The 24,104-nt window shown below is 60.7% G+C and carries 29 protein-coding genes and 1 pseudogene; 13 read left to right on the top strand and 17 right to left on the bottom strand.

Features of this window, described 5'->3' with window-relative positions; all coding sequences use genetic code 11:
* Positions 1 to 116 precede the first annotated feature (116 nt).
* A complete protein-coding gene (locus PQU92_RS09465; protein ID WP_272747970.1) occupies positions 117 to 524 on the top strand; it encodes an EF-hand domain-containing protein in 408 nt (135 codons plus the stop codon).
* 33 nt (positions 525 to 557) lie between these two features.
* On the opposite strand, the gene PQU92_RS09460 is transcribed toward PQU92_RS09465, so the two are convergent.
* Together PQU92_RS09460 and PQU92_RS09455 are read right to left on the bottom strand one after the other, a co-directional pair.
* Entirely contained in the window at positions 558 to 854 is a 297-nt protein-coding gene (locus PQU92_RS09460; protein WP_272747969.1) for a hypothetical protein, read from the bottom strand.
* A 131-nt stretch (positions 855 to 985) separates the two neighbouring features.
* A complete protein-coding gene (locus tag PQU92_RS09455; RefSeq protein WP_272747968.1) occupies positions 986 to 1,549 on the bottom strand; it encodes an OmpA family protein in 564 nt (187 codons plus the stop codon).
* 150 nt (positions 1,550 to 1,699) lie between these two features.
* Here PQU92_RS09455 and PQU92_RS09450 point away from each other — a divergent pair, with 150 nt between their 5' ends.
* A complete protein-coding gene (locus PQU92_RS09450) occupies positions 1,700 to 2,434 on the top strand; it encodes a hypothetical protein (RefSeq protein ID WP_272747967.1) in 735 nt (244 codons plus the stop codon).
* A gap of 136 nt (positions 2,435 to 2,570) precedes the next feature.
* Here the strand turns inward: PQU92_RS09450 and typA are convergent, their stop codons facing one another.
* On the bottom strand, positions 2,571 to 4,406 hold the full coding sequence (gene typA, locus PQU92_RS09445; RefSeq protein ID WP_272747966.1) for a translational GTPase TypA: 1,836 nt from the start codon (positions 4,404 to 4,406) through the stop codon (positions 2,571 to 2,573).
* Between the two features lie 382 nt (positions 4,407 to 4,788).
* Here typA and PQU92_RS09440 point away from each other — a divergent pair, with 382 nt between their 5' ends.
* A complete protein-coding gene (locus PQU92_RS09440) occupies positions 4,789 to 5,142 on the top strand; it encodes a helix-turn-helix domain-containing protein (protein ID WP_272748021.1) in 354 nt (117 codons plus the stop codon).
* On the opposite strand, the gene PQU92_RS09435 is transcribed toward PQU92_RS09440, so the two are convergent.
* The 4 genes and pseudogenes from PQU92_RS09435 to PQU92_RS18880 all read right to left on the bottom strand — a co-directional run.
* On the bottom strand, positions 5,124 to 5,555 hold the full coding sequence (locus PQU92_RS09435; protein ID WP_272747965.1) for a hypothetical protein: 432 nt from the start codon (positions 5,553 to 5,555) through the stop codon (positions 5,124 to 5,126). The two genes, PQU92_RS09440 and PQU92_RS09435, sit on opposite strands and share 19 nt — an antisense overlap.
* 15 nt (positions 5,556 to 5,570) lie before the next feature.
* Positions 5,571 to 5,939, bottom strand: a complete 369-nt coding sequence (locus PQU92_RS09430; RefSeq protein ID WP_272747964.1) for a hypothetical protein — start codon at positions 5,937 to 5,939, stop codon at positions 5,571 to 5,573.
* Between the two features lie 195 nt (positions 5,940 to 6,134).
* Positions 6,135 to 6,377, bottom strand: coding sequence for a hypothetical protein (locus PQU92_RS09425; RefSeq protein WP_272747963.1), 243 nt, complete (start codon positions 6,375 to 6,377; stop codon positions 6,135 to 6,137).
* 157 nt (positions 6,378 to 6,534) lie between these two features.
* A pseudogene (locus PQU92_RS18880) lies at positions 6,535 to 6,678 on the bottom strand (LuxR C-terminal-related transcriptional regulator); the annotation flags it as partial.
* A 157-nt stretch (positions 6,679 to 6,835) separates the two neighbouring features.
* Between PQU92_RS18880 and PQU92_RS09415 the strand changes: the two are divergent.
* On the top strand, positions 6,836 to 7,471 hold the full coding sequence (locus PQU92_RS09415; RefSeq protein WP_272747961.1) for a hypothetical protein: 636 nt from the start codon (positions 6,836 to 6,838) through the stop codon (positions 7,469 to 7,471).
* Between the two features lie 363 nt (positions 7,472 to 7,834).
* Entirely contained in the window at positions 7,835 to 9,112 is a 1,278-nt protein-coding gene (locus tag PQU92_RS09410; RefSeq protein ID WP_272747960.1) for a rhamnogalacturonan acetylesterase, read from the top strand.
* 20 nt (positions 9,113 to 9,132) lie between these two features.
* Here PQU92_RS09410 and PQU92_RS09405 read toward each other — a convergent pair whose 3' ends face one another.
* The gene (locus PQU92_RS09405) at positions 9,133 to 11,109 is read right to left on the bottom strand and encodes an alpha/beta hydrolase family protein (RefSeq protein ID WP_272747959.1); all 1,977 of its coding nucleotides are present in this window, start codon (positions 11,107 to 11,109) and stop codon (positions 9,133 to 9,135) included.
* Positions 11,110 to 11,302: 193 nt separating this feature from the next.
* Between PQU92_RS09405 and PQU92_RS09400 the strand changes: the two genes are divergently transcribed.
* Both PQU92_RS09400 and PQU92_RS09395 read left to right on the top strand, forming a co-directional pair.
* Positions 11,303 to 12,589 carry an MFS transporter gene (locus PQU92_RS09400; RefSeq protein WP_272747958.1) on the top strand — a complete coding sequence of 429 codons (1,287 nt, stop codon included), beginning with the start codon at positions 11,303 to 11,305 and terminating at the stop codon, positions 12,587 to 12,589.
* Positions 12,590 to 12,591: 2 nt separating this feature from the next.
* Entirely contained in the window at positions 12,592 to 13,578 is a 987-nt protein-coding gene (locus PQU92_RS09395) for a cobaltochelatase CobT-related protein (protein ID WP_272747957.1), read from the top strand.
* Here PQU92_RS09395 and PQU92_RS09390 read toward each other — a convergent pair.
* The 3 genes from PQU92_RS09390 to PQU92_RS09380 all read right to left on the bottom strand — a co-directional run bounded on the left by PQU92_RS09390 (position 13,575) and on the right by PQU92_RS09380 (position 16,103).
* Complete coding sequence (locus tag PQU92_RS09390; protein ID WP_272747956.1) at positions 13,575 to 14,168, bottom strand: hypothetical protein; 594 nt, start codon at positions 14,166 to 14,168, stop codon at positions 13,575 to 13,577. The genes PQU92_RS09395 and PQU92_RS09390 overlap by 4 nt on opposite strands.
* Before the next feature lie 11 nt (positions 14,169 to 14,179).
* Entirely contained in the window at positions 14,180 to 14,464 is a 285-nt protein-coding gene (locus PQU92_RS09385; RefSeq protein WP_272747955.1) for a hypothetical protein, read from the bottom strand.
* A gap of 94 nt (positions 14,465 to 14,558) precedes the next feature.
* A complete protein-coding gene (locus tag PQU92_RS09380) occupies positions 14,559 to 16,103 on the bottom strand; it encodes an amidase (protein ID WP_272747954.1) in 1,545 nt (514 codons plus the stop codon).
* Positions 16,104 to 16,306: 203 nt separating this feature from the next.
* On the opposite strand from PQU92_RS09380, the gene PQU92_RS09375 reads away from it, so the two are divergent.
* On the top strand, positions 16,307 to 17,026 hold the full coding sequence (locus PQU92_RS09375; protein WP_272747953.1) for a ricin-type beta-trefoil lectin domain protein: 720 nt from the start codon (positions 16,307 to 16,309) through the stop codon (positions 17,024 to 17,026).
* A 46-nt stretch (positions 17,027 to 17,072) separates the two neighbouring features.
* Here the strand turns inward: PQU92_RS09375 and PQU92_RS09370 are convergent, their stop codons facing one another.
* A complete protein-coding gene (locus PQU92_RS09370) occupies positions 17,073 to 17,261 on the bottom strand; it encodes a hypothetical protein (RefSeq protein WP_272747952.1) in 189 nt (62 codons plus the stop codon).
* A gap of 76 nt (positions 17,262 to 17,337) precedes the next feature.
* On the opposite strand from PQU92_RS09370, the gene PQU92_RS09365 reads away from it, so the two are divergent.
* The 4 genes from PQU92_RS09365 to PQU92_RS09350 all read left to right on the top strand — a co-directional run bounded on the left by PQU92_RS09365 (position 17,338) and on the right by PQU92_RS09350 (position 19,934).
* Positions 17,338 to 17,802, top strand: coding sequence for a hypothetical protein (locus PQU92_RS09365; protein ID WP_272747951.1), 465 nt, complete (start codon positions 17,338 to 17,340; stop codon positions 17,800 to 17,802).
* A gap of 56 nt (positions 17,803 to 17,858) precedes the next feature.
* Positions 17,859 to 18,713 carry a hypothetical protein gene (locus PQU92_RS09360; protein WP_272747950.1) on the top strand — a complete coding sequence of 285 codons (855 nt, stop codon included), beginning with the start codon at positions 17,859 to 17,861 and terminating at the stop codon, positions 18,711 to 18,713.
* Entirely contained in the window at positions 18,713 to 19,132 is a 420-nt protein-coding gene (locus tag PQU92_RS09355; RefSeq protein ID WP_272747949.1) for a DUF1801 domain-containing protein, read from the top strand. Before PQU92_RS09360 ends, PQU92_RS09355 begins: the two co-directional genes overlap by 1 nt.
* Positions 19,133 to 19,226: 94 nt before the next feature.
* Complete coding sequence (locus tag PQU92_RS09350) at positions 19,227 to 19,934, top strand: hypothetical protein (RefSeq protein ID WP_272747948.1); 708 nt, start codon at positions 19,227 to 19,229, stop codon at positions 19,932 to 19,934.
* A 17-nt stretch (positions 19,935 to 19,951) separates the two neighbouring features.
* Here PQU92_RS09350 and PQU92_RS09345 read toward each other — a convergent pair whose 3' ends face one another.
* From PQU92_RS09345 to rpsU, 3 genes are all read right to left on the bottom strand, one after another.
* Positions 19,952 to 20,446, bottom strand: a complete 495-nt coding sequence (locus PQU92_RS09345) for a hypothetical protein (protein WP_272747947.1) — start codon at positions 20,444 to 20,446, stop codon at positions 19,952 to 19,954.
* Positions 20,447 to 20,531: 85 nt separating this feature from the next.
* Complete coding sequence (locus tag PQU92_RS09340; protein WP_272747946.1) at positions 20,532 to 20,930, bottom strand: acyl-CoA thioesterase; 399 nt, start codon at positions 20,928 to 20,930, stop codon at positions 20,532 to 20,534.
* A 122-nt stretch (positions 20,931 to 21,052) separates the two neighbouring features.
* Entirely contained in the window at positions 21,053 to 21,313 is a 261-nt protein-coding gene (gene rpsU, locus PQU92_RS09335; protein WP_031229933.1) for a 30S ribosomal protein S21, read from the bottom strand.
* A gap of 261 nt (positions 21,314 to 21,574) precedes the next feature.
* Between rpsU and PQU92_RS09330 the strand changes: the two genes are divergently transcribed.
* Entirely contained in the window at positions 21,575 to 22,219 is a 645-nt protein-coding gene (locus PQU92_RS09330; RefSeq protein WP_272747945.1) for a COQ9 family protein, read from the top strand.
* A 169-nt stretch (positions 22,220 to 22,388) separates the two neighbouring features.
* Here the strand turns inward: PQU92_RS09330 and PQU92_RS09325 are convergent, their stop codons facing one another.
* Entirely contained in the window at positions 22,389 to 23,465 is a 1,077-nt protein-coding gene (locus PQU92_RS09325) for a 5-(carboxyamino)imidazole ribonucleotide synthase (protein ID WP_272747944.1), read from the bottom strand.
* 2 nt (positions 23,466 to 23,467) lie between these two features.
* A complete protein-coding gene (purE, locus tag PQU92_RS09320; RefSeq protein WP_272747943.1) occupies positions 23,468 to 23,968 on the bottom strand; it encodes a 5-(carboxyamino)imidazole ribonucleotide mutase in 501 nt (166 codons plus the stop codon).
* Between the last annotated feature and the right edge of the window lie 136 nt (positions 23,969 to 24,104).

Genomic DNA, 24,104 nt, shown 5'->3' with positions numbered 1-24,104 from the left:
TACCATAGACGTTTGTCGTATGGACATGGCCCCCATATCGCGGGACAGTCTCCGCGCGCCGCAACGACGGTGCCGCCGAACGACGGCGGATCAATGACATATTTGGGAATGCACACATGAAAATTCACACCCCTCTCGCCCTCGCTGGCGCGCTGCTGCTGGCCGCCGGTGCCGCCAACGCCCAGACCGCCTTGCCCGAGCACTTCGCCAAGATGGACAAGGACGGCGACGGCAAGCTGAGCCCCGCCGAATGGACCCGCGACAAGCCGCAAACCTTCAAGAAGATGGACGCCAACGGCGACAAATTCGCGGACAAGGCCGAGGTCGAGAAATTCTACGTCGCCATCGCCCCGCTGGACGATCCCAAGACCGCCAAGCGCATCAGCGGCGTTCTCAATGCCGACACCAATGGCGACGGCAAGGTGACGATCGAGGAACTGACCGAATACAGCCTGGTAGACTTCAAAAAGCGTGACAAGGACGGCGACGGTTTCATCTCCGGCGACGACGCCGCGAAGAAGTAACGAAAAGCCCGCCTCAACTGAGGCGGGCTTTTTTTATCTACGTCTGCTGAAAACGCCGAGGCGCCAAAACCAGAGCGCAACCCCCGCCATATACACGAAAACCAAGGCCCAATGCCCCCACAGGAGCATGACATCGGTCTGGCTAAGATAACGCGTCGTGCGGTTGATCGTTTCCGCGACCACGTAACCTGACGAAGGGGCCGGCGCTTCAGGACGAGCCTCTAACTTCGTGATATGCCAGAAAAGACTCAATATGACGAAAAAGCCGATCCAGCACGGCACGCCAATTTTCAGTAGGGGATATTTTCTACCGTTTAAAGTGATATGCATCGGAGCCTCCTTACGGCGATTATACGGTAAAATCATCCTAAGAGAAGTGTCGCAAAGACCGGATATTGCCCAAATCATAAAAGCCCGCATCTTGCGATACGGGCTTTCGGATAGTTGGTCTATATAACCAATCAGGACAACACGACGATAACCACCCTTCGGTTCGCCGCGCGGCCTTGCGCCGTATCGTTCCCGGCCACTGGCTGTTCGGCCCCGTAGGACACAGAGGCCATCCGGTTCAGCGCCACGCCCTGACCGTTCAGGAAGCGACGCACGCTGTCGGCACGGTCGGTCCCCAGCCTGTAGTTGACGGCATCGGTCCCGGTGGAATCCGTATAGCCTTGAATCTCCAGATAGACGTTCTTGTTATCGGCCTTCAGGCGGCTGGCCAGTTGCGCCAGAGTCTGCTTGCCCGTTTCCGACAGCACCGCCTGCCCCGTGTCGAACTTGATCGAATCGTCGGTCAGCACGACCGAATAGACGAACTTGCCTTCGGCCAGCTTGCCCGCCGCCGTGGCGCGGTTCAGCGCCTCCTGCGTCGTCTGGTCCAGTTGCCCAAGGTGCGCGTCCTGCTGGTCCATACGGCCATTGGCGGTGGCGATCTTGTCATCGACATATTTGTGGCTGGCGCACGCCGACAGGCTGAGAACCAACGGCAGCGCAACGATTAATGCGCGGGATTTCAAATGCTTCATCGAAACCTTCCTGTTTCCGATCCCCGGCCCGTTTCTATTACAGAGGGCAAAAAGGACCGGAAAAAGGCAATTTTCTAAAGGAACGATGAGGCATCTACCCGTTTGCCTCCGGCCATATCGTGTTTTAAGATGGCATGTGGGGGAAAAATCATGACCAGCCGATCGCGCGCCAGACGCAGCGTTTTTTATGAAATGGCGGGCCTGCTGGTTTTCGCCGCGCCCATCCTGTACGGCATGATAGGTCCGCTTCATCTGTTCGGTACGCTGTCGGTCTTTCCTTATGGCCTTCCCGACACACCTCTGTTCTGGTGGCCGCTGACCTGCTGGCCCATACTGATCGTGTTCGGTGTCTGGGGCTTGACGGGTCTTTGGATTACAGACAAGACGCCGCTGAGCGGGCCTTGGCTGTTGGGCATAACCGGCACGCTGTGCCTGTCGGCCCTGATCGCTGATATGGGCGGCGGTGTCGCCCTCTATGCGGATCGCATCGTCGTGCGCGACCTCAATCGTTTTTCGGTGGCACAGGAAACCCTGTGGCTCAAGGACGTCCGATCGGTAAGCCTGCTATGCGATAAGACGACCCGGTATGTCCGGCGCGGCGGCAGTAAGCGCCTGCCGGACGCCGCCGAATACCGCGTCAGCTTCGCCAACGGGCGCGTGGTGAACCTGACCGAGGGCGACTACAAGACCAGGGTTCAGGCGCGCTGGCTCAAGGCCATGACGACCGTCGATGCCCGCCTTAGCGCAAACGGCGTGCCGCGCCGCCTGTCGCCCGATCAGGACCCGGCCATTTACGGTCAGTGCCTGAACCTGTTTACCGATGATTTTGCGCCTCAGGACCGGGCGGCCTACACCTATCTCTTCTCACCGGACGCACCAAAATAAAACGGCCCCGTTGCCGGGACCGTTCATATCGTTAGCTAATTTCAAAACCTTGAGTCGAATAATAGCTGACAAGCGCCGCCGGTACCCTTAGTACCGGCAAGCGCAGACCGCGTATTAGTCTACCAAGGTTTGGGATTTAGTCAGCCTTGACGCGCTTCTTGCGGAAGGACGGGTTCAGTTCCTTCTTGCGCAGACGGATGTTCAGCGGCGTCACTTCGACCAGTTCATCGTCCTCGATATAGGCGATGGCCTGCTCCAGCGTCGGGCGACGCGGCGGCGTCAGGCGCACGGCCTCGTCCTTGCCCGAGGCGCGGACGTTGGTCAGCTGCTTGGCCTTCATCGGGTTGACGTCGAGGTCGTCCGAGCGCGAGTTCTCACCGATGATCATGCCCATATAGGTCTTTTCACCGGCGCTGACGAACATCACGCCGCGCTCTTCGAGGTTCCACAGGGCGTAGGCCGCCGTTTCACCGTCCGAGTTCGACACCAGCACGCCCTTACGGTTCTGGTCGATGATACCCTTATAACCTTCGTAGTGCGAGAAGACGCGGTTGAGCACGCCCGACCCGCGCGTGTCGGTCAGGAACTCGCCCTGATAGCCGATCAGCGAACGCGACGGGGCCTTCAGCACCACGCGCTGCTTGCCCGCACCCGACGGGGCCATGTCCTTCAGCTCAGCCTTACGCGCCGACAGCTTTTCAATCACGATGCCGGTGAATTCTTCGTCGACGTCGATCACGACGTCTTCGATGGGCTCCATGCGCTCGCCGGTCTCTTCGTCCGTCTGGAAGACGACGCGCGGACGCGAAATGGCGACTTCGAAGCCTTCGCGGCGCATGTTTTCGATCAGCACGCCCAGTTGCAGTTCACCGCGACCGGCGACCTCAAAGGCGTCCTTCTCAGCCGACTCGGTGATGCGGATGGCGACGTTCGACTCGGCTTCCTTGAGCAGGCGCTCGCGGATGACGCGCGACTGCACCTTGGTGCCTTCGCGACCGGCCAGCGGCGAGTCGTTGACCGAAACGGTCATCGAGATGGTCGGCGGATCGATCGGCTGCGCCGGCAGCGCATCGGTCAGGCTCATGTCGCACAGGGTGTCGGCCACGGTCGCCTTCGACAGACCGGCAATGGCGCAGATGTCACCGGCTTCGGTGCCTTCGTCGATCGGCTGACGCTTCAGGCCGCGGAAGGCCAGCACCTTGGTGATGCGGCCGCGCTCGATTTCGACGCCGTCACGGTTCAGCGCCTTGATGGCCAGACCCGGCACCGCCTTACCCGACTGCACGCGGCCGGTCAGGATGCGGCCCAGGAACGGGTCGGATTCGATAAGAACGCTCAGCATCTGGAACGGCTGATCGACGTTCTTCTGCACGGCAGGGGCCGGAACGTGATCGACGATCAGGTCGAACAGCGGCGCCAGGTTTTCCGACGGCGTGTTGAGGTCCATGGTCGCCCAGCCGTTCTTGCCCGACGCATAGATGTGCGGGAAGTCCAGTTGCTCGTCCGTCGCGCCCATGGCGGCGAACAGGTCGAAGGCTTCGTTGTGGACGCGGTCCGGATCGGCGTGCGGGCGGTCGACCTTGTTGATGCACAGGATCGGACGCAGGCCCAGCTTGAGCGCCTTGCCCAGCACGAACTTGGTCTGCGGCATGACGCCTTCTTCGGCGTCGATCAGGATGACGCAGCCGTCCACCATGCCGAGGATACGCTCGACTTCGCCGCCGAAGTCGGCGTGGCCGGGGGTGTCGATGATGTTGATGCGGGTTTCGCCCGCCTTGCCGTTCCACAGAACGGAGGTGCACTTGGCGAGGATGGTGATGCCGCGCTCGCGCTCCTGATCATTGGAGTCCATGGCGCGTTCGACGGTGGCCTCGTTGGCACGGAAGACGCCGGACTGCGCCAGAAGGGCGTCAACGAGCGTGGTCTTGCCGTGGTCAACGTGAGCGATGATGGCGATATTACGAAGGTTCATAAAGGGCTCTGATTAATCCCCTCTCCCTTGAGGGAGAGGGTGGCGCGGAGCGCCGGGTGAGGGGGTAATCTGTCCACACGCACCCAAGTTGACCTTTATGGCCGCCCGATACGCGCCGCCAAAACAAAAGCCCCTCGCAGGTGTGTGGGAGAGGCCAAAGTGTTCGGCGTGTTGGATTTGGCGCGCTCTATAACCGAATCCGCGTCAAAGCACCACCCCCTCGCCCCGATTATTTTCGCGGGTGCGAGAGGCAGGGGGTTTGATCTCGAAGTATTGATCCAAATGGATGATTGATCTAACAGCGGTTGGTAAGATTTAGGCGCATTCAAGGAATATTTGTATAGTGAGCGATCCGCACCCTATCGATCAGCACGTTGGCGCTATGGTCCGCAGACGCCGCAAAGAGCTGGGCATGTCTCAGGATGCGTTAGGTGATGCCTTAGACCTCACATTCCAGCAGGTGCAGAAGTACGAGCGCGGTGCCAACCGTATCAGTGCATCAAAGCTGTATGAAACCTCTCAAGCGCTAAAAGTGCCGGTCGATTATTTCTTTAGGGGCGTCGAGGCTTTCCCGGAAACCGAGGTCGCCGAGTCCGAAATCACAGTGTCGAACTTCCTAATCAGTGGCGAAGGGCTGGAAATGGCCGAGGCGTTCCCAAAACTGAGCCCGGTGAAACGCCGAAGCATTGTTGGTGTCGTGAAGGCTGTTTTGGCGGATCAAGACACCGACGCCTGAGCTTGGGCGCGACGGCGGTAGACTTCGCTTTCTATGACCGCGCCGACTAAGGAAAAGGCGACACCGTACCCGCTAAGGATCATGAGCGTCGTCAGGTAGCTGTTATAGCCGATATTCAGCGCTAACCCCGCACCTATGTGCGCCAGAACACCGGCGAACGAACACGCCGTCGCAAAGAGGCTCCAGATGCGGCGCGACCAGATCGATATGCCGAGCATCAGTACAAACGCCGTGACATCGACAACAACGCCCCAGATCGTGGGGTCATAGTTTTTTTGTAGAAACGGCGTGATAAACCACGCCGTTAAAATAACGACGGCCCCGCTGCGTTCAGCGGGACCGCCGCGCCATAAGGCTAAGGCTCCAAAGACAAGGGCCATGGCCGACCCCAGATAAGCCCAGATCGAATACATTCTGCCCCCTGTATATCAGGCGGCGATATTATCCTCCGCCTCAATGCGTGTGTCATCGCCATCCGGCTTTTCATATTGTGTACCGTAAGCGACGGTACGGCAACCGATCTGTGTTTGAACGTCTTTTAGCGCGCCATGCGCCTTAACCAAAGCGCCGCGGGCATTCGAAAGCGCCATAACCGCTTCGGCCACTGAACTCACGGCCTCCTGTCCAATCACCGCCGACAACTGGCTGTTGACGCGCATCCGGCTCAGGCTCGATGCCAGATTGGCGGTGAGCGCCAGCGCGTGTTCAACAGCATCTTCGGACATAAACAGTTCTTCGGCACCTTGGCGTACCATATCGGCGCGTTTCATGGCAGTCTTAGCGGTAATATCAGTCATGTTTAGCCCTTACTGTAAGAGCCGGTTCCCCGGCCGGTTGGCACCGACCGGGGAATGTTTACCCGGATCGGCGGTAAATCTGTTGAATGGCTTCCAAAACACCCACGATCCCGACCATAAGGCCACCTGTCACGAGTATGATAAGAAGGGTTAGGCCGATCATCAGACCGACCCATTGGATAGCGCTGAGACTTCTTAAGCGGTCTCCGATACCGGGTGATCGTCCGTAAGCCAGGCTGTCGCGGCGATCATCGAAAAGACGGCCTTCTCTGGCCCCGCCGTGCGGTTCAATTCGCGGATGGCTATGATCGTATCCGTAATCTCGGCCTGTTTCTCCGGTGTCGCCAGCATCCGCCAAGCGGCTTCCAGTTCTTCCCATCGGACGAGAAGGTAAGCTTCGTTCGGGTGGTGTGGGGTATTGGGTGGTGTCGTTTTCATGGTCCGAGGATGCACCATCGTCCTCATCATCGGGCATCACTCTCGGCGGGTGTCCCCCCTCATGGGTGAGGCCTTGCTGGGCGTCAAATTCAACTACCATCAATGCTGCGGCACGACTCGTCGATGCGCCCAAGCGTCGGCGCGCTTCGACAGTATGTGTTTTGACGGTATGCTCGCTGATATTCAGGATGCGAGCGACTTCCTTCGCCTGAAGGTGTCGCGCGATAAGCCGCAATATTTCCCGTTGACGCTGAGACAGAGCCTCAACGCGCGTAATTTTCTCATCCAGCTTTGGGGCCATCACAACGTCCTCAGCGTGCGCTTCTGCATCTCGTTCGGTGTCACGATAGACACAAATTAACGATGTTTCCAGATAGATGCGTCGAACGTCCTTACTTTAGAAACAATCATTTCTACAATTAATCCCCCTCCCCACCTACCGCGCCTATCCTGTTCCCATGTCACAGGACCCGCGCACATCGGAGAGGCTGACGCCGGAAGAGCGGCGGGCGCGGCTGCGCGCCTTTGCCGACCGCATACTGATGTGCGTCGAGCAAATGGACGATCCCAAGGATATGGTCGAGGCCGAGCGCGCCATGCGCTTCGGGGCGCTGGTCGAGCGGGTCTATTCGCGCTGCGATGCCGCCGACGTGCTGCGCGACAAGCAGGCGGCGGTCAAGATCGTTCATCGCGTCGAGCTGGCTAACAAGACCGAATGGCAGCAGAGCCTGATCAACAAAGGCAAGTTGCCCGCGCCGCCCCTGCCCGCTGTGGCCGTGCCGGTTGCGTCGCCTGTGGCGCGGGTCGTGGCCTTGCAGGTGGCGCCGAAGCTGGAAACCAAGCGCGCCCCGGCTTCTGTGGTGGTGCCGGTGGCGACCGTTGATGGTGGCAAAGACCCGTGGCGGCATGTGCTCGACCGGTTGAAGACCGAGTTGCGCTATCGTCCCGACATCGATGAGGACGGCGAACTGAGCCGGGAACTCGATGATCTGGCGGATGATTATGCGGACGATCCCTATCCGGATGATCCCTGGTACGATGAAGATGGAAAGCCGATGGCTGATCCGAGGCGGAAACCGGGGCCGTCGGGGTAGGTGGATGCAGTTCCCCCTCAGCCTCGCAGGCCCGCGCCCGCCCCTCTCCCTCAGGAAGAGGGGAAGAAAGAAAGCAAATCCATACCTCCCCAACTTGTTGGGGAGGGGGACCATGAGCGAAGCGAATGGTGGTGGGGGTTCTTACGGAAGCTCCACGAGCATAGTCGTAAGTAAGCAAGATACCCCACCACCACATCTCACCGCCTTTGGCGGCTCGTGCGGTCCCCCTCCCCGGCATAGCCAGGGAGGTATAAGGTTAGGGATTTCCTCTATAGACCAAAGTCGCATAGCGGCGGGCTTGACCTGACGACGGCGTCGGAGACATTTGCCGTATAACGACACACAACGGTCTCAGGGGTTTCCATGTCCAAATCTGCTTTTGCGCGTTCGCTCTTTGCCGGGACGGCGCTGGTGTGCGCTTTCGCAATGCCCGCTCAGGCCGCCGACAAGAAGACCTTCGTTTTCGGCAGCGACGCCAAGCCGACAGCTTCTGCCGTGGTCGGCAACGGCGTTTATAATGCCGCCTCAGGCTTTGGCGTCGAAGGTACCGCGCCGCAATTGCAGAAACAGAGCGCCAACGGGGCCTTCTACTATTCGGTCGACGTGCCGGAGGGCAATTACAAGGTCACCGTCACCTTCGGCGGCGATCAGGCGTCGGAGACCACCGTCAAGGCCGAACTGCGCCGCCTGATGCTGGAGCGCGTCAAGGTCCCCGCCAAGGGCTCGGTGACCAAGACCTTTATCGTCAATGTCCGCACGCCGGTCTATCCGGGGGGTAAGGTCAAGCTGAAAGTGCCGCGCGAGGTCGAGGGCGAGGCCCGGGCCTGGGATGCGCGCATTACGCTGGAATTCAACGGCACCCCTGCCGTCCGCGCGATCACGGTCGAGCCGGTCACCGTGCCGACGCTCTATGTGCTGGGGGACTCGACCGTCTGCGATCAGTCGGGCGAGCCCTATGCCTCGTGGGGGCAGATGTTCCCACGCTTTTTCAAGCCGACCGTCGCCGTCGCCAATCACGGGGAGTCGGGGGAATCGACCTTCTCGTCGAAGGGCGCCAACCGCTTCGACAAGATCATTTCGCTGATCAAGCCGGGTGACTATTTCATCGTGCAGTTCGGCCATAACGACCAGAAGTCGAAGGATGCCGACGCCGAGCAGAAGTACAAGGCGATCCTGATCGACTGGGCCAATCAGGTGAAGGCCAAGGGCGGCACGGCCGTCATCGTCTCACCGATGCACCGCAACCGCTTCGAGGGCGGCAAGGTCAACGAGACGCTCGGCAACTATCCGCAAATGGCCAAGGAGGCCGCGGCGGAATCGGGCGCGATCTTCATCGATCTGCACGAAAAGAGCCGTGTGCTGTACGAGACCCTGGGCCCCAAGGGCACGATGGCTTTGTTCATGCACAACGAGGATTACTCGAAGAAGGACGGCACTCACCACGGCCCTTACGGCGCTTACGAACTGGCCAAGATCGTGGCGCAGGGCCTGCGCGACGCCAAGGCTCCGGTTGCCAGCGAGATCGTCGCCGATTTGCCGGGTTACGATCCGTCGAAGCCGCTGCTGGAGAAGGACTTCAAGGTGCCGCCGAGCGCTGCCTTCACCACCGAACGGCCGCTGGGGGTCAATCAGGAGCAATAGTTTAGAAACTAATCCCCCGGTCACCCCGGGGGATTATGCTTTTCAAGGAAGGCGACGATGGCGGTGGACATTTCCAACCGCCGGGCCTCGACCGACGACCAGTGGTCCTCGCCTTTCAGCTCGATGAAGGTCACGTCCTTGCCCGCTGATTTGAGCGCGCGCTCCATCTTCCGGCTCTGGCCGATATCGACGACGATGTCGTCCTTGCCGTGGATGAGCAAAACGGGGACCGTGACCTTGTCGACGAATTTGATCGGCGAAATCTGATCGAGGGTCTTGCGATCGCCGACCGAGCGCTTGAGCGACAGGACGACGGGGCTGGTGCTGGAGCCGGACTGGCTGGAATCGAACTCCAGCATGGCCTTGATGTCGGAGATCCCGGCGACCGACACGGCGCAGTTATAGACGCCGGGATCAAGCGTCACCCCGGCCAGAGCGGCATAACCGCCGTAGGAGGCCCCGACGATACAGACGCGTTTGGGATCGACAAGGCCGTCCTTGACCAGATACCGGACGCCGTCGGACAGATCGGTCTGCATTTTGCGGCCCCACTGACCGTAACCGGCTTCGACAAAGTCGCTGCCATAGCCGGTCGAGCCGCGAAAGTTCGGTTGCAGCACGGCATAGCCGCGCGAGGCATAGAGCTGGGCCTCCCAGTCGAAGCCGGAGGTATCCCGAGCATGGGGCCCGCCGTGCGGCAGGACGATCAGCGGCAGGTTTTTGGCCTCACGGCGCGGTGGTAAAGTGAGATAGCCGTGGATGTCCAGACCGTCGGCGGCCTTATAGGTGACCGGCTTTTTCTGGGTGATCCATTGCGTCGGCAGGTCGGGATAGTTGGCCCCGACCGGAATGTAATCCCCGTTGCTGAAATCGATGAAATAGTAGGTTCCGGGATCGTCGGGGCTTTCGCCGTAAATGATGACCTTGCGCGGATCTTCGGCAGCAAACTCATAGATGGAGACGTTATAATCCGGCATGGCTTTTTTGCAGGCTTCGGCCAGACGTTTCAACTGAGGGTCGTTGTACTCATAGGTTACCCAGTCGTCCCAACGCGCGAAACCGGCAAACAGTTTCGTTGTGGGATGGAACATAGGACCGCGATTATAACCGTCCTTGTCCAACGGTTCGGAGAGCGTCCCGTCGTTTCTGATCTCTATATATTCGCCGGCATTGTCACCGGCATCTATATAGATGATCACGGACTTTTCGTCCCGACCGAGTCCGACCAGAGAGGGATAATCTATGGCTTCCTTTTGTTTGAAGACTTCTTTCCAGATACCTTTATCGTTGCGCATCTGAAGACGCCATTCCTTGCGGTCACGGTCGTAATCACAACGCGCCACCGGTACACCGGCGGGCGTCAGAACCCAGCGACGGGTGCCATTGTCCCCGGCATCGAGCTGTTTGGCCTTACCCGTCGCCAGATCGAAGCGGTAAAGCACGAGCCCATAGTCGTCGCGCAGGAAATAGTTGGAGGCCGTAACGTAGTATTTGCCGTCCTGTTTGATGCGATAGAGATCGCCTTCGACGGTATTGTAGAAACTCTCCATCCTGTCGAACAGGGTACGCAACTTACTCGTCGCTATGTTGATATAATGCGCCTGACTGTGTTCCTGACGCGCCCCGGTAAACTCCCTCAGGCCGACGGTCGAAGTCGTAAACACCACCACATGTTCATTATCGCCCCAGAAGACGCTCCTAACCTTGGACTCCCCCAGCCATATCGTCTTGTTCTTCTGGGTGGCGATCTCGTGGATCAGCAGAACATATTTGCCCTCGACCAGCGTAATCAGAGCGATATGTCGGGCGTCCGGCGACAGGCTAACATCGGATATATCCGGTTTCCGGACATAGACTTCGAGTTCGGGCCGCGGTGGCACGACGGTCTTCTCCGCGGCCGCCGGCGTTTCGGCGGCATCAGCCCGCACGCTCAGCGTCATGACCGACACGCCGGCGATCCCCGCCAGCCATTGACGGCGATCCAGTTCGATTCTCATGATATTCCCCCCATCGGTAGCCAGATCAATCTAGCCGGGCTTATCCCCGACGACAAGTCGGCGCAGTCTCATATCCCCGATGCCGTCGGGTCTTACGCGAAGCCTCAGCAAAACTCACTTTTCCTGAGGCGCGAAATCCGCTACGCCACGACACACCAACCCCGGCATAACGGGATTACCCAGGACGTTCTTCATGACCACCGCCCAGATCGCGCCCCCCTTGGCCAAGCCGGTCAATTCCCCGGCTCAGGTGCTTGTCGCCAGCCTGATCGGCACGACCATCGAGTTCTTCGACTTCTACGTCTATGCCACCGCCGCCGTGCTGGTCTTCCCGACCCTGTTCTTCCCGACCAGCGACCCGACCTCGGCCCTGTTACAGTCCTTTGCGACCTTCTCGATCGCCTTTTTCGCCCGACCGATCGGCGCGATGGTCTTCGGCCACTTCGGCGACCGGATCGGGCGCAAGGCGACTCTGGTGGCGGCACTGCTGACCATGGGGATTTCGACGGTGCTGATCGGCTGCCTGCCGTCCTATGCTCAGATCGGGGTGTGGGCGCCGCTGCTTTTGTCGCTATGCCGCTTCGGTCAAGGCTTCGGGCTGGGTGGCGAATGGGGCGGCGCGGTGCTGCTGGCGACCGAGAATGCACCGGAAGGCAAGCGCTCGTGGTACGGCATGTTCCCGCAACTGGGCGCGCCACTGGGGCTTTTGCTGTCGTCGGGGGCGTTCTGGATCCTGCTGCACTTCATCTCTCAGGAAGACCTGCTGAGCTGGGGCTGGCGCGTGCCGTTCATCGCCTCTCTGGCCCTGATCATCGTCGGCCTGTGGGTGCGCCTGTCGATCACCGAAACGCCGGAATTCCAGCAGGCCATCGACAAGGAAGAACGCGTCAAGGTGCCGCTGATCGACATTTTCGCCCGTCACAAGCGCAGCCTGTTCCTCGGCACCTTCGTGGCGCTGGTCACCTTTGTTCTGTTCTATATCGGGAGCGCGTGGCTCCTGTCCTACAACGTCAAGGTTCGCCAGATTCCCTTCCTCGAAGCGCTTGAAATCCAGATTCTGGGCTCGGTCGCCTTCGGCCTGTTCATCCCGCTGTCGGCGAAGCTGGCCGAGCGCTTCGGTCGCCGTGAAGTGCTGATCGGCACGACCGTCGCCATCGCCCTGTTCTCCTTCCTGTTGCCCGTCCTGATGGGCGGCAGCGAAGCGGGGATTTTCGGCTTCTCGATTGGGGCCATGGCCCTGATGGGCATGACCTATGCCCTGATCGGCACGGCGCTGGCCGCCCCCTTCCCGACCAGCGTGCGCTACACCGGGTCGTCGCTGACGTTCAACTTCGCCGGTATTTTCGGGGCGTCGCTGGCGCCTTATGCCGCGACGTGGCTGCAAAAGACCTATGGTTTGAGCCACGTCGGCTATTACCTGCTGGCGGCAGCGCTGATTACGCTGCTGTGTATTTTCGCGTCGGGCAAGGACGAGGTTTAAGGATGAAGCTGCGGGCCTTTCTTGCGGCTTTCTTTCGCCGGGAGACAAAGCCCGTAGCTTTGTTGCCGCTCTCATCCGAACGACCGGCGGCATCGGAATCCTATGCTCCATATCCCTACAAGGCCTTTACCACGCAATACGATCGGGTAGTCGAGGCCGCCGACCTTGGCAAGCTTCTGACGCTGGATGCCGGGGGGCAACGCGCCCACGACGAGGCCTGGGAAGCCTTCGAAACCGGGCTTCAGGGGTGGCGTGTGCGACTTTCGATGGCCGCGCTTGAAGTGTCCGGCGAAATACGCGAACTGACATCGGAAACGCAACGTCATGATACGGTTATAACGCTTCTGGTCGATCAGTCCGGCTCCATGAAAGGTCAGAATCTTCTGATGCTGGCCGGGGCAGTCGATGCGGCTCAGGACTTCCTCAGCCATTTGAATTGCAAGGTGGAACTGCTCGGCTTTACGACCCGAAGCTGGCAAGGCGGACAGTCCCGTAAACTTTGGCAAGGCCAGGGCATGCCGAAAAATCCGGGCCGGTTATGCGACCTGCTCCACGTTATCTACAAATCCGCTGACGATGATCGTTCATCGGCTCTGGGCTACATGCTCAAACCGATGTTTCATCCTCTTCTTTTGAAAGAAAATGTAGATGGCGAAGCCATCCAATGGGCGATGACACGTCTGACCGAACGCGAAGAATCCCGCAAGCATATCGTCGTCATATCCGACGGAGCCCCGGTGGACGACTCGACGCTCGACGCCAACGGGTGGACGCGCCACGGTCACAATATACTCTCCGACCACCTCACTGAGGTCATCACGTCCATTGAAAACCACGGCATTATCGGTATTTCAGCCATAGGAATCGGGCACGATGTTTCAGGTTTTTATCGCGATGCCATTAGTCTGGACTCACCCGACGATCTAGGCACCGCGCTTCTGAGCCACTTGAAAGGCCTTCTTTTGAACGTCGCCCTGACAAGGCATTAATTCGTCTCGACGATCACCGGCGCGCCTTCGGAGGCCGGGACCACCGGGGCCTGAGGGGCGGATATGACCGGGGCAGCTTCCGACAAGGGCTCGGCGGTATTATCGACCGTATTCCGCGCCACCGCCTCGGCGTCGCGGCAAGTGTCAGTGCACACCGTTACCCCGGCGCGCGGTGACAGGTCGGCGGTCTGCACAGAATTGGTATAGATGACAACCGGTCTATCCCCGGTGACGGCTGTGGCGTCAGAATAGGCCACAGGCGACGGCGAGTCCGCTTCCAGCGGCACGGTCTCCGACATCGGCCTGTAAGCCGTATCGAACGACGATGGCGCAAAAGCATAGGTAAAAAGACCAGATCGCGTCTCCGCCGGTTTCGGCGGTCTCACATCAAGGGTTTCACGCACCACGTCGGTGGTGTCAGGGAAGATTGCCCGCGGATCGAGCCGTGCTTCCTGTACGACGTCGGGCATCGAAAACCCGATGACGCGCGTGGCAACGATACCGCCGCCGCACAGGGCCACGATCAGCCCGGTCCACAGGCTAACCGACAGAGCGTGGCGGGTCGGGACGTGAGAGGACAAGGTGCGCATGACTGGCCGCCTCAGGTGACCGACGACCGCACCAGTTCGGCCTCGGGGATGGTGCGGTCATGGCGGCGTTTCAGCCCTTTGACGAAGGTCGCGGCGGCCATCACCGCCAGCCCGATCGTGACGGCGGCGCTCAGGCCCGGCGCGGCGCGGCGGACGAATGGGGTATTGACCAGAGCCGCCGCGGCCATAAGCTGAGGCGACTGGGGTTGTCGGGTGAAGGCCTGCGCAAAGGGCAGAAAGCCCAGAATACGGTTGGCCAGAATACGGTTAGCATGGGTCAGAAGCGGCGTTTTCATGGAGAATCCTCGTTCGGTATTCCCTCAACCTACGCCGCCGCGCATAAGGATGGTCTCGGGGTCTGGGGCACCAACCATCAAAAAACGGAGCGGATTATTCCTTCGGCGGCACCCGGACCCGGGCGACCTGTTCGAAGGCGTAACCGGCCCTGAGCAGGGCCTCATCCGACCACTGGGTACCGATAAAGGACATCCCCAGCGGCAGCCCCTGCACATAACCCATGGGCACCGTCAGGTGCGGATAGCCCGACATGGCCGGCCACTGACTGGCCGAAGGACCTGAGAACTGATCGCCATTGACCTCGTCCGACAGCCACGGCAGGCCATAGGTCGGGGCGACGAGAATGGAGACGTTGTACGATTTCAGCAAACCGTCGATATGGGCCTGCGACACGGCACGGGCCTTGGCGGCGGCCAGTTTGTAAGCCGGATCGTCGAGACCCCTGGTCTTTTCGGCATCCTCGAAAAAGCCCTGCCCGAAGAAGGCCATTTCGGTCGCGGCATTGGCTTTGTTGAAGGCAATGACATCGGACAGCGTGCGCGTTTTCACGGCGGCGGGCGTCGTGGCCAGATAGGCGTTGAGATCGGCCTTCAGTTCGGTCTTGAGCACCGTCAGTTCCGCTTCGCCGAGCCCTTCGATACGCGACACCGGGATGTCGACCAGCACGGCACCGGCGGCCTCCAGAAATTTGAGCGCGCCGTTGAAGACGGGTTCGATCTTGCCCGGCCCGCCGGTACGGTCGCGCAGGACGCCGATGCGCACGCCTTTCAGCGCATCGGGCGTCAGCCGGGCGGCGTAATCGATCTTATGCCCGTCGGCCCCGGCTGTGGCAGGATCGGCGGGGTCGCTGCCCGCCATGACGCCGAGCATGACGGCGACATCTTTGACGCTGCGGCCCATCGGCCCGGGGATGTCCTGAGAATGCGAAATCGGTACGACATGGGTTCGCGAGATCAGGCCCATCGAAGGTTTAAGCCCGACGATGCCGTTCATCGCCGACGGGCAGACGACCGAGCCGTCGGTTTCGGTGCCGACGGCGAGGACGGCGAAGCTCCACGCCACGGCAACCCCGCTGCCCGACGAGGAGCCACAGGCCGAACGACGCGAGTCATAGGCGTTGCCAGTCAGGCCGCCCACCGCGCTCCAGCCGCTCATCGAGTCGTTGTCGCGGATATTGGCCCATTCGGACAGGTTGGTCTTGCCCAGTATGACCGCCCCGGCCGCCCGCAAGCGCGCCACCACCGGCGCATCGCGTCCAGTGATATTGTCTTTCAGCGCCAGAGAACCCGCCGTGGTGGCGATCGGGTCCTTCGTCTCGACATTGTCCTTGATCAGGACCGGGATGCCGTGCAGCGGCCCGCGAATCCGACCGACCTTGCGCTCGGCATCCAGCGCCTTTGCCTCAGCCACGGCATTCGGATTGAGCACGATGACAGCGTTCAGACCCTTCGCCTTGTCGAAGGTCTCTATCCGTTTGATCGATGCACGGGTCAGGGCTTCGGCGGAGGTGTCGCCTGTGCGCATGGCGGTTTGCAGGCTTTCGACCGAGGCTTCTTTTACCCCCTCCGGTTTTGGAGCCGCGCTGACCGAACCGGCCACCAGAGCCACCGCTATCATGATCGTTACCCTGGCCTTCATGACCCGTCCCTCCATCGACACAGCACGAAGGTTACACGGGAAACCGCCTGCCGCAAGCGCCGCATTACAAATACCGACAGCCGAAGAACAACGATTTTCAAAACGAAAACATGGTGTATGTTCCCCTCAGAGCCCGGGCCATGGCTGTTCACCCGCTGCCAGACCGGCAGCACAACGGACCGGGAGCACCACAGGAGACACCCATGCGTATTTCTTCCCTGATCGCCGTCGCCGCCCTGGCGGCGGGCGGAACCCTTGCCGCTGGCGCCTCGCAGGCCGCCGCCCCCGTTGTCGCCAGCGGCCACGCCACCGGCAAGTGCATCGATATCCGCGCCGGCAGCAACGACGCGATCCTATATGGTTGCCACGGCGGCACGAACCAGCAACTGGTGTTCAAGGTCGGCGCCTATGGTCAGCTGATGGTGAATGGCAAATGCCTGTCGACCTCGCCCGGCGATTATAATGCCAAGCGCGCCGCGCCGCTGATCGCTACCACCTGCAATAATTCGACGGCACAGCGCTGGGCCAATACGTCCGAGGGCTTCCTGCGCAACGAAGAAGGCTGGTGCGCCGATATCGAAGGCGCCAGTTCCAACGATACGGCCCGCATCATCGCCTATACCTGCGAAAAGGCCGGCAGCTACGCCAAGTCGAACCAGCGCTGGAGCTTCACCCGCCTCTATACCAATGCCGAACTGCGCACCATGGGCACCGCCGGTATCCAGCTGGCCAATCAGGCCAATAACGCCAAATTCGGTTCCATCCTGAACACCAGCGGCATGGTCGCTGCAGGCGGTGGCAACATGGTCGCCGCGGGCGGTGGGAACATGGTCGCGGCCGGTGGCGGCAATATGGTCGCTGCGGGCGGTGGGAACCTGCTCTCGCCGCAGTCGGGCATGGTCGCCGCGGGCGGCGGCAACTAATTACGACAGATTCTGACGGACGGCGCGGAGTGATCCGCGCCGTTATTCATTTCCGTTTTGCCGACACCGCCACCCCGACCAGCACGGCGGTGGACAGCAGAATCCCCGACATCAGCCCGGCTATGGCCCAGATACCGGCGGGCGTCACCTCAACCCCCATGCGCACGGCCACGGGACCGGCACGCAGCGCCAGATGCGCCGACTGGATCTTGGCGGGGGGATCGATCTCGCTCATGGCAGGCCTCCGGGACTGAGAGATCGTTATAGGCGCTTGTGCCCTCGGTTGAAATGACTACCTTTCTCGAATGCCTGTGCCCCACCGCCCCCTCAACGACAGAGAAATCCACGCCCTGCCTTCGCGCCTGATCGCTGCGCTGGCGCTGGACACAGTGCAACTGGTCGCGGCGCATCACCCGGTGTCGCGCCTGTCGCAACTGATCGGACGCAGTGCCCTGATCGTCGTGCGTGGTCAGCGCATCTTCTGGCCGAACCTGCCCGACGACCTGTCGGCCCGGCCCGAGACCCTCGGGCTGCTGGCGCACGAACTGACTCACGTCTGGCAATATGCCAACGGCATGACGCTGTGGCACTATCTGTGGCGTGAACGCGGGCACTATCGTTACCGGCCTATCCCCGGCCAGCCGTTTCAGGCCTATGGTTACGAGCAGCAGGCGGCCATCGTCGAGGACTGGGTGCGCGGTCTCAACGGCCTGCCGCCACGCTGGGGCGCGACAGCGACCGCCGAATTGCAGACTCTTGTGCCGTTCCCGCATTGACATAACGGCATTCGGCCATCCTTAATAAGGCCTCGCCAGCCTGATGGAATACCCTTGTGCTCGACGACGACAACCTCTTCACCGGGCTTGCCCTCGCCAGTGTAGCTCTGGCGCTGATCGTCGGGCTATGGTTGCTGCTGTCGGCGTTTGCGCATCTGGGGCTGGCCCTGATCCGCGCCCTGAGCGGCAAACGGGCCCGCGTCAACGGCTGGACCGCGGCCCGCGCCTTGATCGCACTCGGCGCTCTCGCGATCGTCGCCACAGGCCATGTCGCCGTTCAGCACGGCATGCTTGGCGATCACCCCCTGCTTCTGCCCGCCGGGGGCCTGATCGCCCTGTTCGGTCTGATCGGCGCGCCGCTGCTGCTGGTCATCGCGCGCATCCGTCTGGTCGATATGGAGCGTCCGCAGAACGCCGAAGGCTGGCCGCGCCTGAAACTGGCGCTGAAAAACGGCGGCCTTGTGCTTGCCCTGCCCGGCATGATGACGCTTCTGGTCACCGGCAGCCTGCTGATCGACACAAACAGCGACCCGGCGAGCGGCTATTATATCTTGCCGCGCCCAACCGCCTGTTCGGTCTGGCTGAGAGGCGCCGCCCCTATCGACCTGCCGCCGCAAACGGAACCGCGCACCACGGGGCACCTCGCCGTCGCGTCTGAATTCTGGCTCGACTCGACGGTCAACGCCCTGACCTTCAGTCTGTTCGACGCCACCGGCTGCTATCTGCGCCGCGTCGACTACAACCGTGAAAGCCCGCGCATGGTCGCCAGCGTCATCACCTACAACCTGATCCTGATCTTCGTCGTCTCGACCATCGTCGTCTCGATCTTCCGCCATAAGGTCCGGCAGGGCATTACCAGAGGCGTGAACAAGGGGTTGAGCGCCCACCGACCGACAGAGGAGCCAGTGTAATGGCTGAACCTAAAACCCAGCCGACCGACGTCGATCCGCGCGTCTATATCGCAACCGACGCACCGGAAAAACATCGCGCCGACGCCCTGCGCCTGATCGACCTGTTCAGCGAAGCGACCGGCGAATCGCCCGTCATGTGGGGTCCGGCCATCGTCGGCTTCGGTCGCTACACCTACGTCAATTCATCGAAAAAGCCCGCCGACTGGCCTTTGGCGGCCTTTTCGCCGCGCAGCGCCAACCTTACGCTTTACGTCCTGTCGGGCGACACGGACAAGACGCGGCATCTGGTCAGGCTCGGCAAACACAAGGTCAGCGGTTCGTGTCTGCATATCAACCGCCTGAGCGATGTCGACGAAACGGTATTGAAAGACCTGATCCTCGACAGCTATACGGCGATGAAAGCCAAATATTCATCTTAATTCTGCCTTGATATTTTCATCCCGCGTTCAGCCTTATTTTCGTAATATCCGGTCGTTACAACGGCCTTTCATAATAAAAGTGGTGGACCTCCTCATGTTTAAGCGTATGCCCCCGCTCGTTCTGGCGAGCGCCCTCAGCTTCGGTGCCCTGGCCGCTACGCCGGTCCTTATGGCCGCGCCCGCTGTGGCCGACGACGTGCAGAAGGAAGTCTCTGCCGATCAGGCCTTTCCGTTCCTGTCGAAATTCCTGGCCCTGCCGATCGCGGAGCGCGACGAAATCACCGTCGCCTACCTGCTCAAGATCAAGAACGGCAGCGCCCGTGACGGCTCGATTATCCTTAAACACAATGGCCAGAGCCAAAAACTGAGCATCCTTGGCGACGGGCGCATTACCCCCCTGCCGACTCTGGCGCAATTACGCGGTGGCAAGATCGTCCTGACCGGCCCAAAAGATATGAGCGTCGCCATGAAGGTGCGCATCTATGCCACCGAGACCCCCGCGAAGACCATGCCTGCCGCGCCGCTGATCAAGGCCGTAGACCAGAGCGGCCGCGTCCTGAAAAAGATCGCCGGGGCCCTGTTCGCCCTCGCCCCCAAGCCGGACCGGGTCTATTTCGTCGGGGCCGGTAATGCCCGCGTCGTTATGGCCGACGGCAGCCAGAAGATTCTGCCGCGCTCGGCGGTCGCCGACGCCTATCCGGCGGGGACGCCCTATTTCGTACCGTCGGAATATCAGGGTGCGGTCAGCTTCACCTTCGACAACGTGCCGTCACGGATCGGCATCGACGATCGGGCGAAGTAAGGCTACCGTCAGGCGGCTCAGGCCGTCTGACGCAACCGCATCAGGGTGACGTAATTGCCCAGCAGCCCCGCGCCATAGGCCGAGACCGCGCATAGCGGCAGACAAATCATTACCACCCAGTTCGGGTGCGGAATGATGCTCATATGGATCATGTAGCTGGCCACCAGCAGAATGCCGGTGAGCCAGGCCGGAAACGCGCCGGTCCGCGCCATGCGCACGGCGATATAACCACCGCCGAAAGTGCCGAGCGTCCAGGAAACGAGCTTGATGATATAGGCGTCGGCCGGCACCGTATCGAGCAGGGTGCGAATATCCTCGGGGCTGGCCATATCGAAGGTCGGCGGCGGCGGAAAAATATAGTTGCCGATCTGACGGAACACCGTGTCCAGCACCAGCCCCAGCAACAGGCCGGTCAGCACCGCCAGAGTCACGTTCAGCACCGCCCGCGTCTTATCCTCCGACCAGTCGGTAAACCAGTTACGAAGCCGTATCAGCATGGATTGTTTCGCCATTCGTAACCTCCCTGAAACACCCGACAAAATGACAAGGCTTCACCGGCGGGTCAACGGAATTATGGTAAATCGGCATCTGCGACGATCAGGGAAGCGGCAAAGGCCGTGGCTTTCCGTCCTCATCGATGGCCACGAAGGTAAAATCGGCTTCGGTGACCATGATGCGTTCATCGTTGTGGCGCGAGCGGCGGTAGGCTTCGACGCTGATCTTCATCGAGGTGCGGCCGACCGAAATCAGTTCGGCATAGACCGAGACCTCGTCCCCGACATGAACCGGCGTATGGAAGGTCATGCCTTCGACGGCGATGGTAGCGGCGCGGCCCACAGCGCGGCGGGCGGCGACATTGCCCGCCGCCAGGTCCATCTGCGACATCAGCCAGCCGCCGAAGATATCGCCGTTGGGATTGGTATCCGCGGGCATGGCGATGGTGCGGATGGCGATGTGGGCTTCGTTGGGGCCTTTAGACGGGGATTTGGAACGCATGATCTGGGTCTCGGTGGCTTTTATTGTTGAGCTATCAAACCGCGCCCGCGTTATTTTGCAACGCAAAAAGCGCCGGAACCGGAGTTCCGACGCTTTTTATACTCTGTCCGAAGACGAAAGCCTTAGGCCTTGGCACGAACCGGAGCAGCACCGCCTTCGCGCTGAATGCGCTTGCGGGCCAGCTTGCGGGCGCGACGCACGGCTTCAGCCTGCTGACGGGCGCGCTTTTCCGAAGGCTTTTCGTAGTGCACGTGGCGCTTCATTTCGCGGAAGGAACCTTCGCGCTGCATCTTCTTCTTCAGGGCCTTGAGGGCCTGATCGACGTTGTTGTCGCGGACAAAAATCTGTACCAGAGGTATCTCTCCATTCCAGTGAACCGCCAGCCCTTTTGTTTGGGCCGAAAAAGGGCGGGGTTAAAAGACCAAGCTGCCCGCAAACTGACGTCTGCGGGCGTGTGGGGAAGGGCAATACATCAAGCTTGCGCTCAATTCAAGCCGAACCGGACAGGAAAACACCCTTATTTACCCTCATGCCTGAAATGCGCGATAAATTTACCGTCGCTCTGGCAGCTTTGGCCGCTGCCTTTGGTCGCAGAACCGGATTTCGGCTTGGCGGGCCTAAATCAAAAGCCTAATATAGATGCCATGACCGACGCTCTCACCGCTCTGGAAACCGAACTGGCCCATGCCGTGGCTGCCGTGATGCCGGATCTGGGCCTCAACAGCCTGTCCGTGCGCGCCGGCGCCAAACGAATCGGCCTCAGCGACGCCGAGGTGGCGCTGGTCTGCCCCAACGGCCCCGCCGATATCGCCGCGATTCTGTGGCGCGAAGGCGACCACGCGGTCGAGGCGGAATGGACGGACGAAGCATTGGCGGGTCTGAAAATCCGCGAGAAGATCGCCACCCTGCTGCGCGCCCGACTGGCGGCGGCCTGTGTCGATGAGGCCGTGACGCACCGTCTGATCGGGCATCTGTGTCTGCCGCAACATCTGGGCCTCTATAAGCGCCTGCTGTGGGATTCGGCGGATCTTATCTGGCGCAAGGCGGGTGATACGGCGCTGGACGAGAACCACTATTCGAAGCGCCTGATCGTGTCGGGCATTCTGGCGACCGCCTTGATGACGCGTCTGACCCGCGGCCTTGAGGCGCAGAACGAACAGATCGATCGCAATATCGATCAGGTCATGGCGTTTGAGAAATGGAAGGCGAAACTGCCATTCAAGCCTGAAACGGCGCTCCTGAACGTCGTGGAAACCCTGGGAAAGTTACGTTTCGGATCAGCGGCTTAAGGAAGATTTTTACCACGAAAAGCACGAAAATCACGAAAAGATGTGTCATCGTCTTTGCGCAAAGCGCCTGGCATTCTGAGCCGCGATACGGGTAAAAGCCCTTCGGGCGAAACTATATCCGTCTGCCTTTTTGTGCTTTTCGTGCTTTTCGTGGTAAAGTTTTCTTATCTTACAGCGAACGCTTCAACCGGTTGATGTGACCCATTTTGCGGCCTTCGCGGGGATCATCCTTGCCATAGACGTACAAGCGTGAATCCGGCTCCTGCGACAGGGTCTCCCACGCCAGAATGTCCGGCCCCAGCAGATTTGTCATCTCGACCTGAAAGCGCGCGGTCGTATCGCCCAACGGCCATCCCGCCACGGCGCGGATATGCTGCTCGAACTGGTCGCACAGGCAGCCGTCCTGCGTCCAGTGGCCGGTGTTGTGGACGCGCGGCGCGATCTCGTTGAGCACCAGCTCATCGCCCTCAAGCACGAACAGCTCAACACCCAGAACACCTACGTAATCAAGGCCTTCCAGCACTTTCTTCGCAATATCCTCGGCACGGTTTTTTAAGGTTTCCGATATCGCTGCCGGAGCCAGGGTCGTCGACAGAATACCTTTCACATGGTGATTTTCGCCGACCGGATAGGTGCGCACCTCGCCATTGAAACCGCGCGCGGCGATCACCGACACTTCGCGCAGAAAATCGGCCTTAGCTTCCAGAATGGCCTTCGCGCCGTTCAGGCTTTCGAAGGCGGCCCTGGCCTCGTCGGCGTGACGAATCCATACCTGCCCCTTGCCGTCATAACCTTCGCGGCGCGTTTTCAGAAGCGACGGTACACCATTGATCGCAATCGCTTTTTCGAGATCATCCAGCGTGTTGATTTCGTAAAAATCAACCGTTGAAATACCGACCGATCGCGCGAAAGACTTCTCCAGAACGCGGTCTTGCGTGATCCCCAGCGCCCGGGCGTTCGGCGCGACCTTCGCGCCTTTGGACACCAGGTATTCCAGCGACGACACGGGCACGTTTTCGAACTCGAACGTAATCACGTCCGACGCGGCCGCAAAGCGATCCAGCGCCGCCTCGTCCGTATAGCGGGCGACTTTGGATACCGCCGAGACGCTGGCGGCGGGCGATTCTGCGTCGGGGCCATAGACCACGACCTTGAAACCCAGACGACTGGCGGCCTGTGACAACATGCGCCCCAACTGGCCGTCGCCGAGAATGCCGATTTTAGAACCTAAAGGAAGAGGCTTCACGCTTAGTCCTCGACGCTATCGGGTACACTGTCGGTCTGGGCGGCGCGCAAAGCCTCGATCCGTTGACTCAGGTCGGGGTCGGTCAGGGCCAGAATTTGTGCCGCCAGAAGCCCGGCATTCTTCGCGCCCGCTTCACCGACGGCCAGCGTCCCGACCGGAATACCGCCCGGCATCTGCACGATCGACAGCAACGAATCGATGCCTTTGAGGCCGTCGCGCACCGGGACCGGCACGCCCAACACCGGCAGGGTGGTCATCGACGCCGTCATGCCCGGCAGATGCGCCGCGCCCCCGGCGCCGGCGATGATCACCTGAAAGCCCGCCGCCTTGGCCCCCTTGGCGAAGTCGACCATGCGTTCCGGCGTGCGGTGCGCCGACACGACGCGCGCATCGTAGGCGACCCCCAGACCGTCGAGCGCCTCGGCGGCCTTCTTCATGACCGGCCAGTCGGAGCGCGACCCCATGATGATGGCCACTTTAGGTGAGGTTTCAGGTTGTGCCATCAGGCGCTCCCAAACTTGCGAACGAGGGTAAGTCAGAGTCGCGCATTACCTTCGAAACGTCGTCAGACATGCGCGTTAATATTAAGCTGCGCGCACTATAGGAATAAAGCGGTGACCGCAAGGTCACCCGCCGCAT

Source organism: Asticcacaulis aquaticus (assembly GCF_028550415.1).
GTDB classification, from domain to species: domain Bacteria; phylum Pseudomonadota; class Alphaproteobacteria; order Caulobacterales; family Caulobacteraceae; genus Asticcacaulis; species Asticcacaulis aquaticus.
Note: the sequence above shows the minus strand (reverse complement) of the source record. Positions and strands in the feature narration are given on the sequence as shown.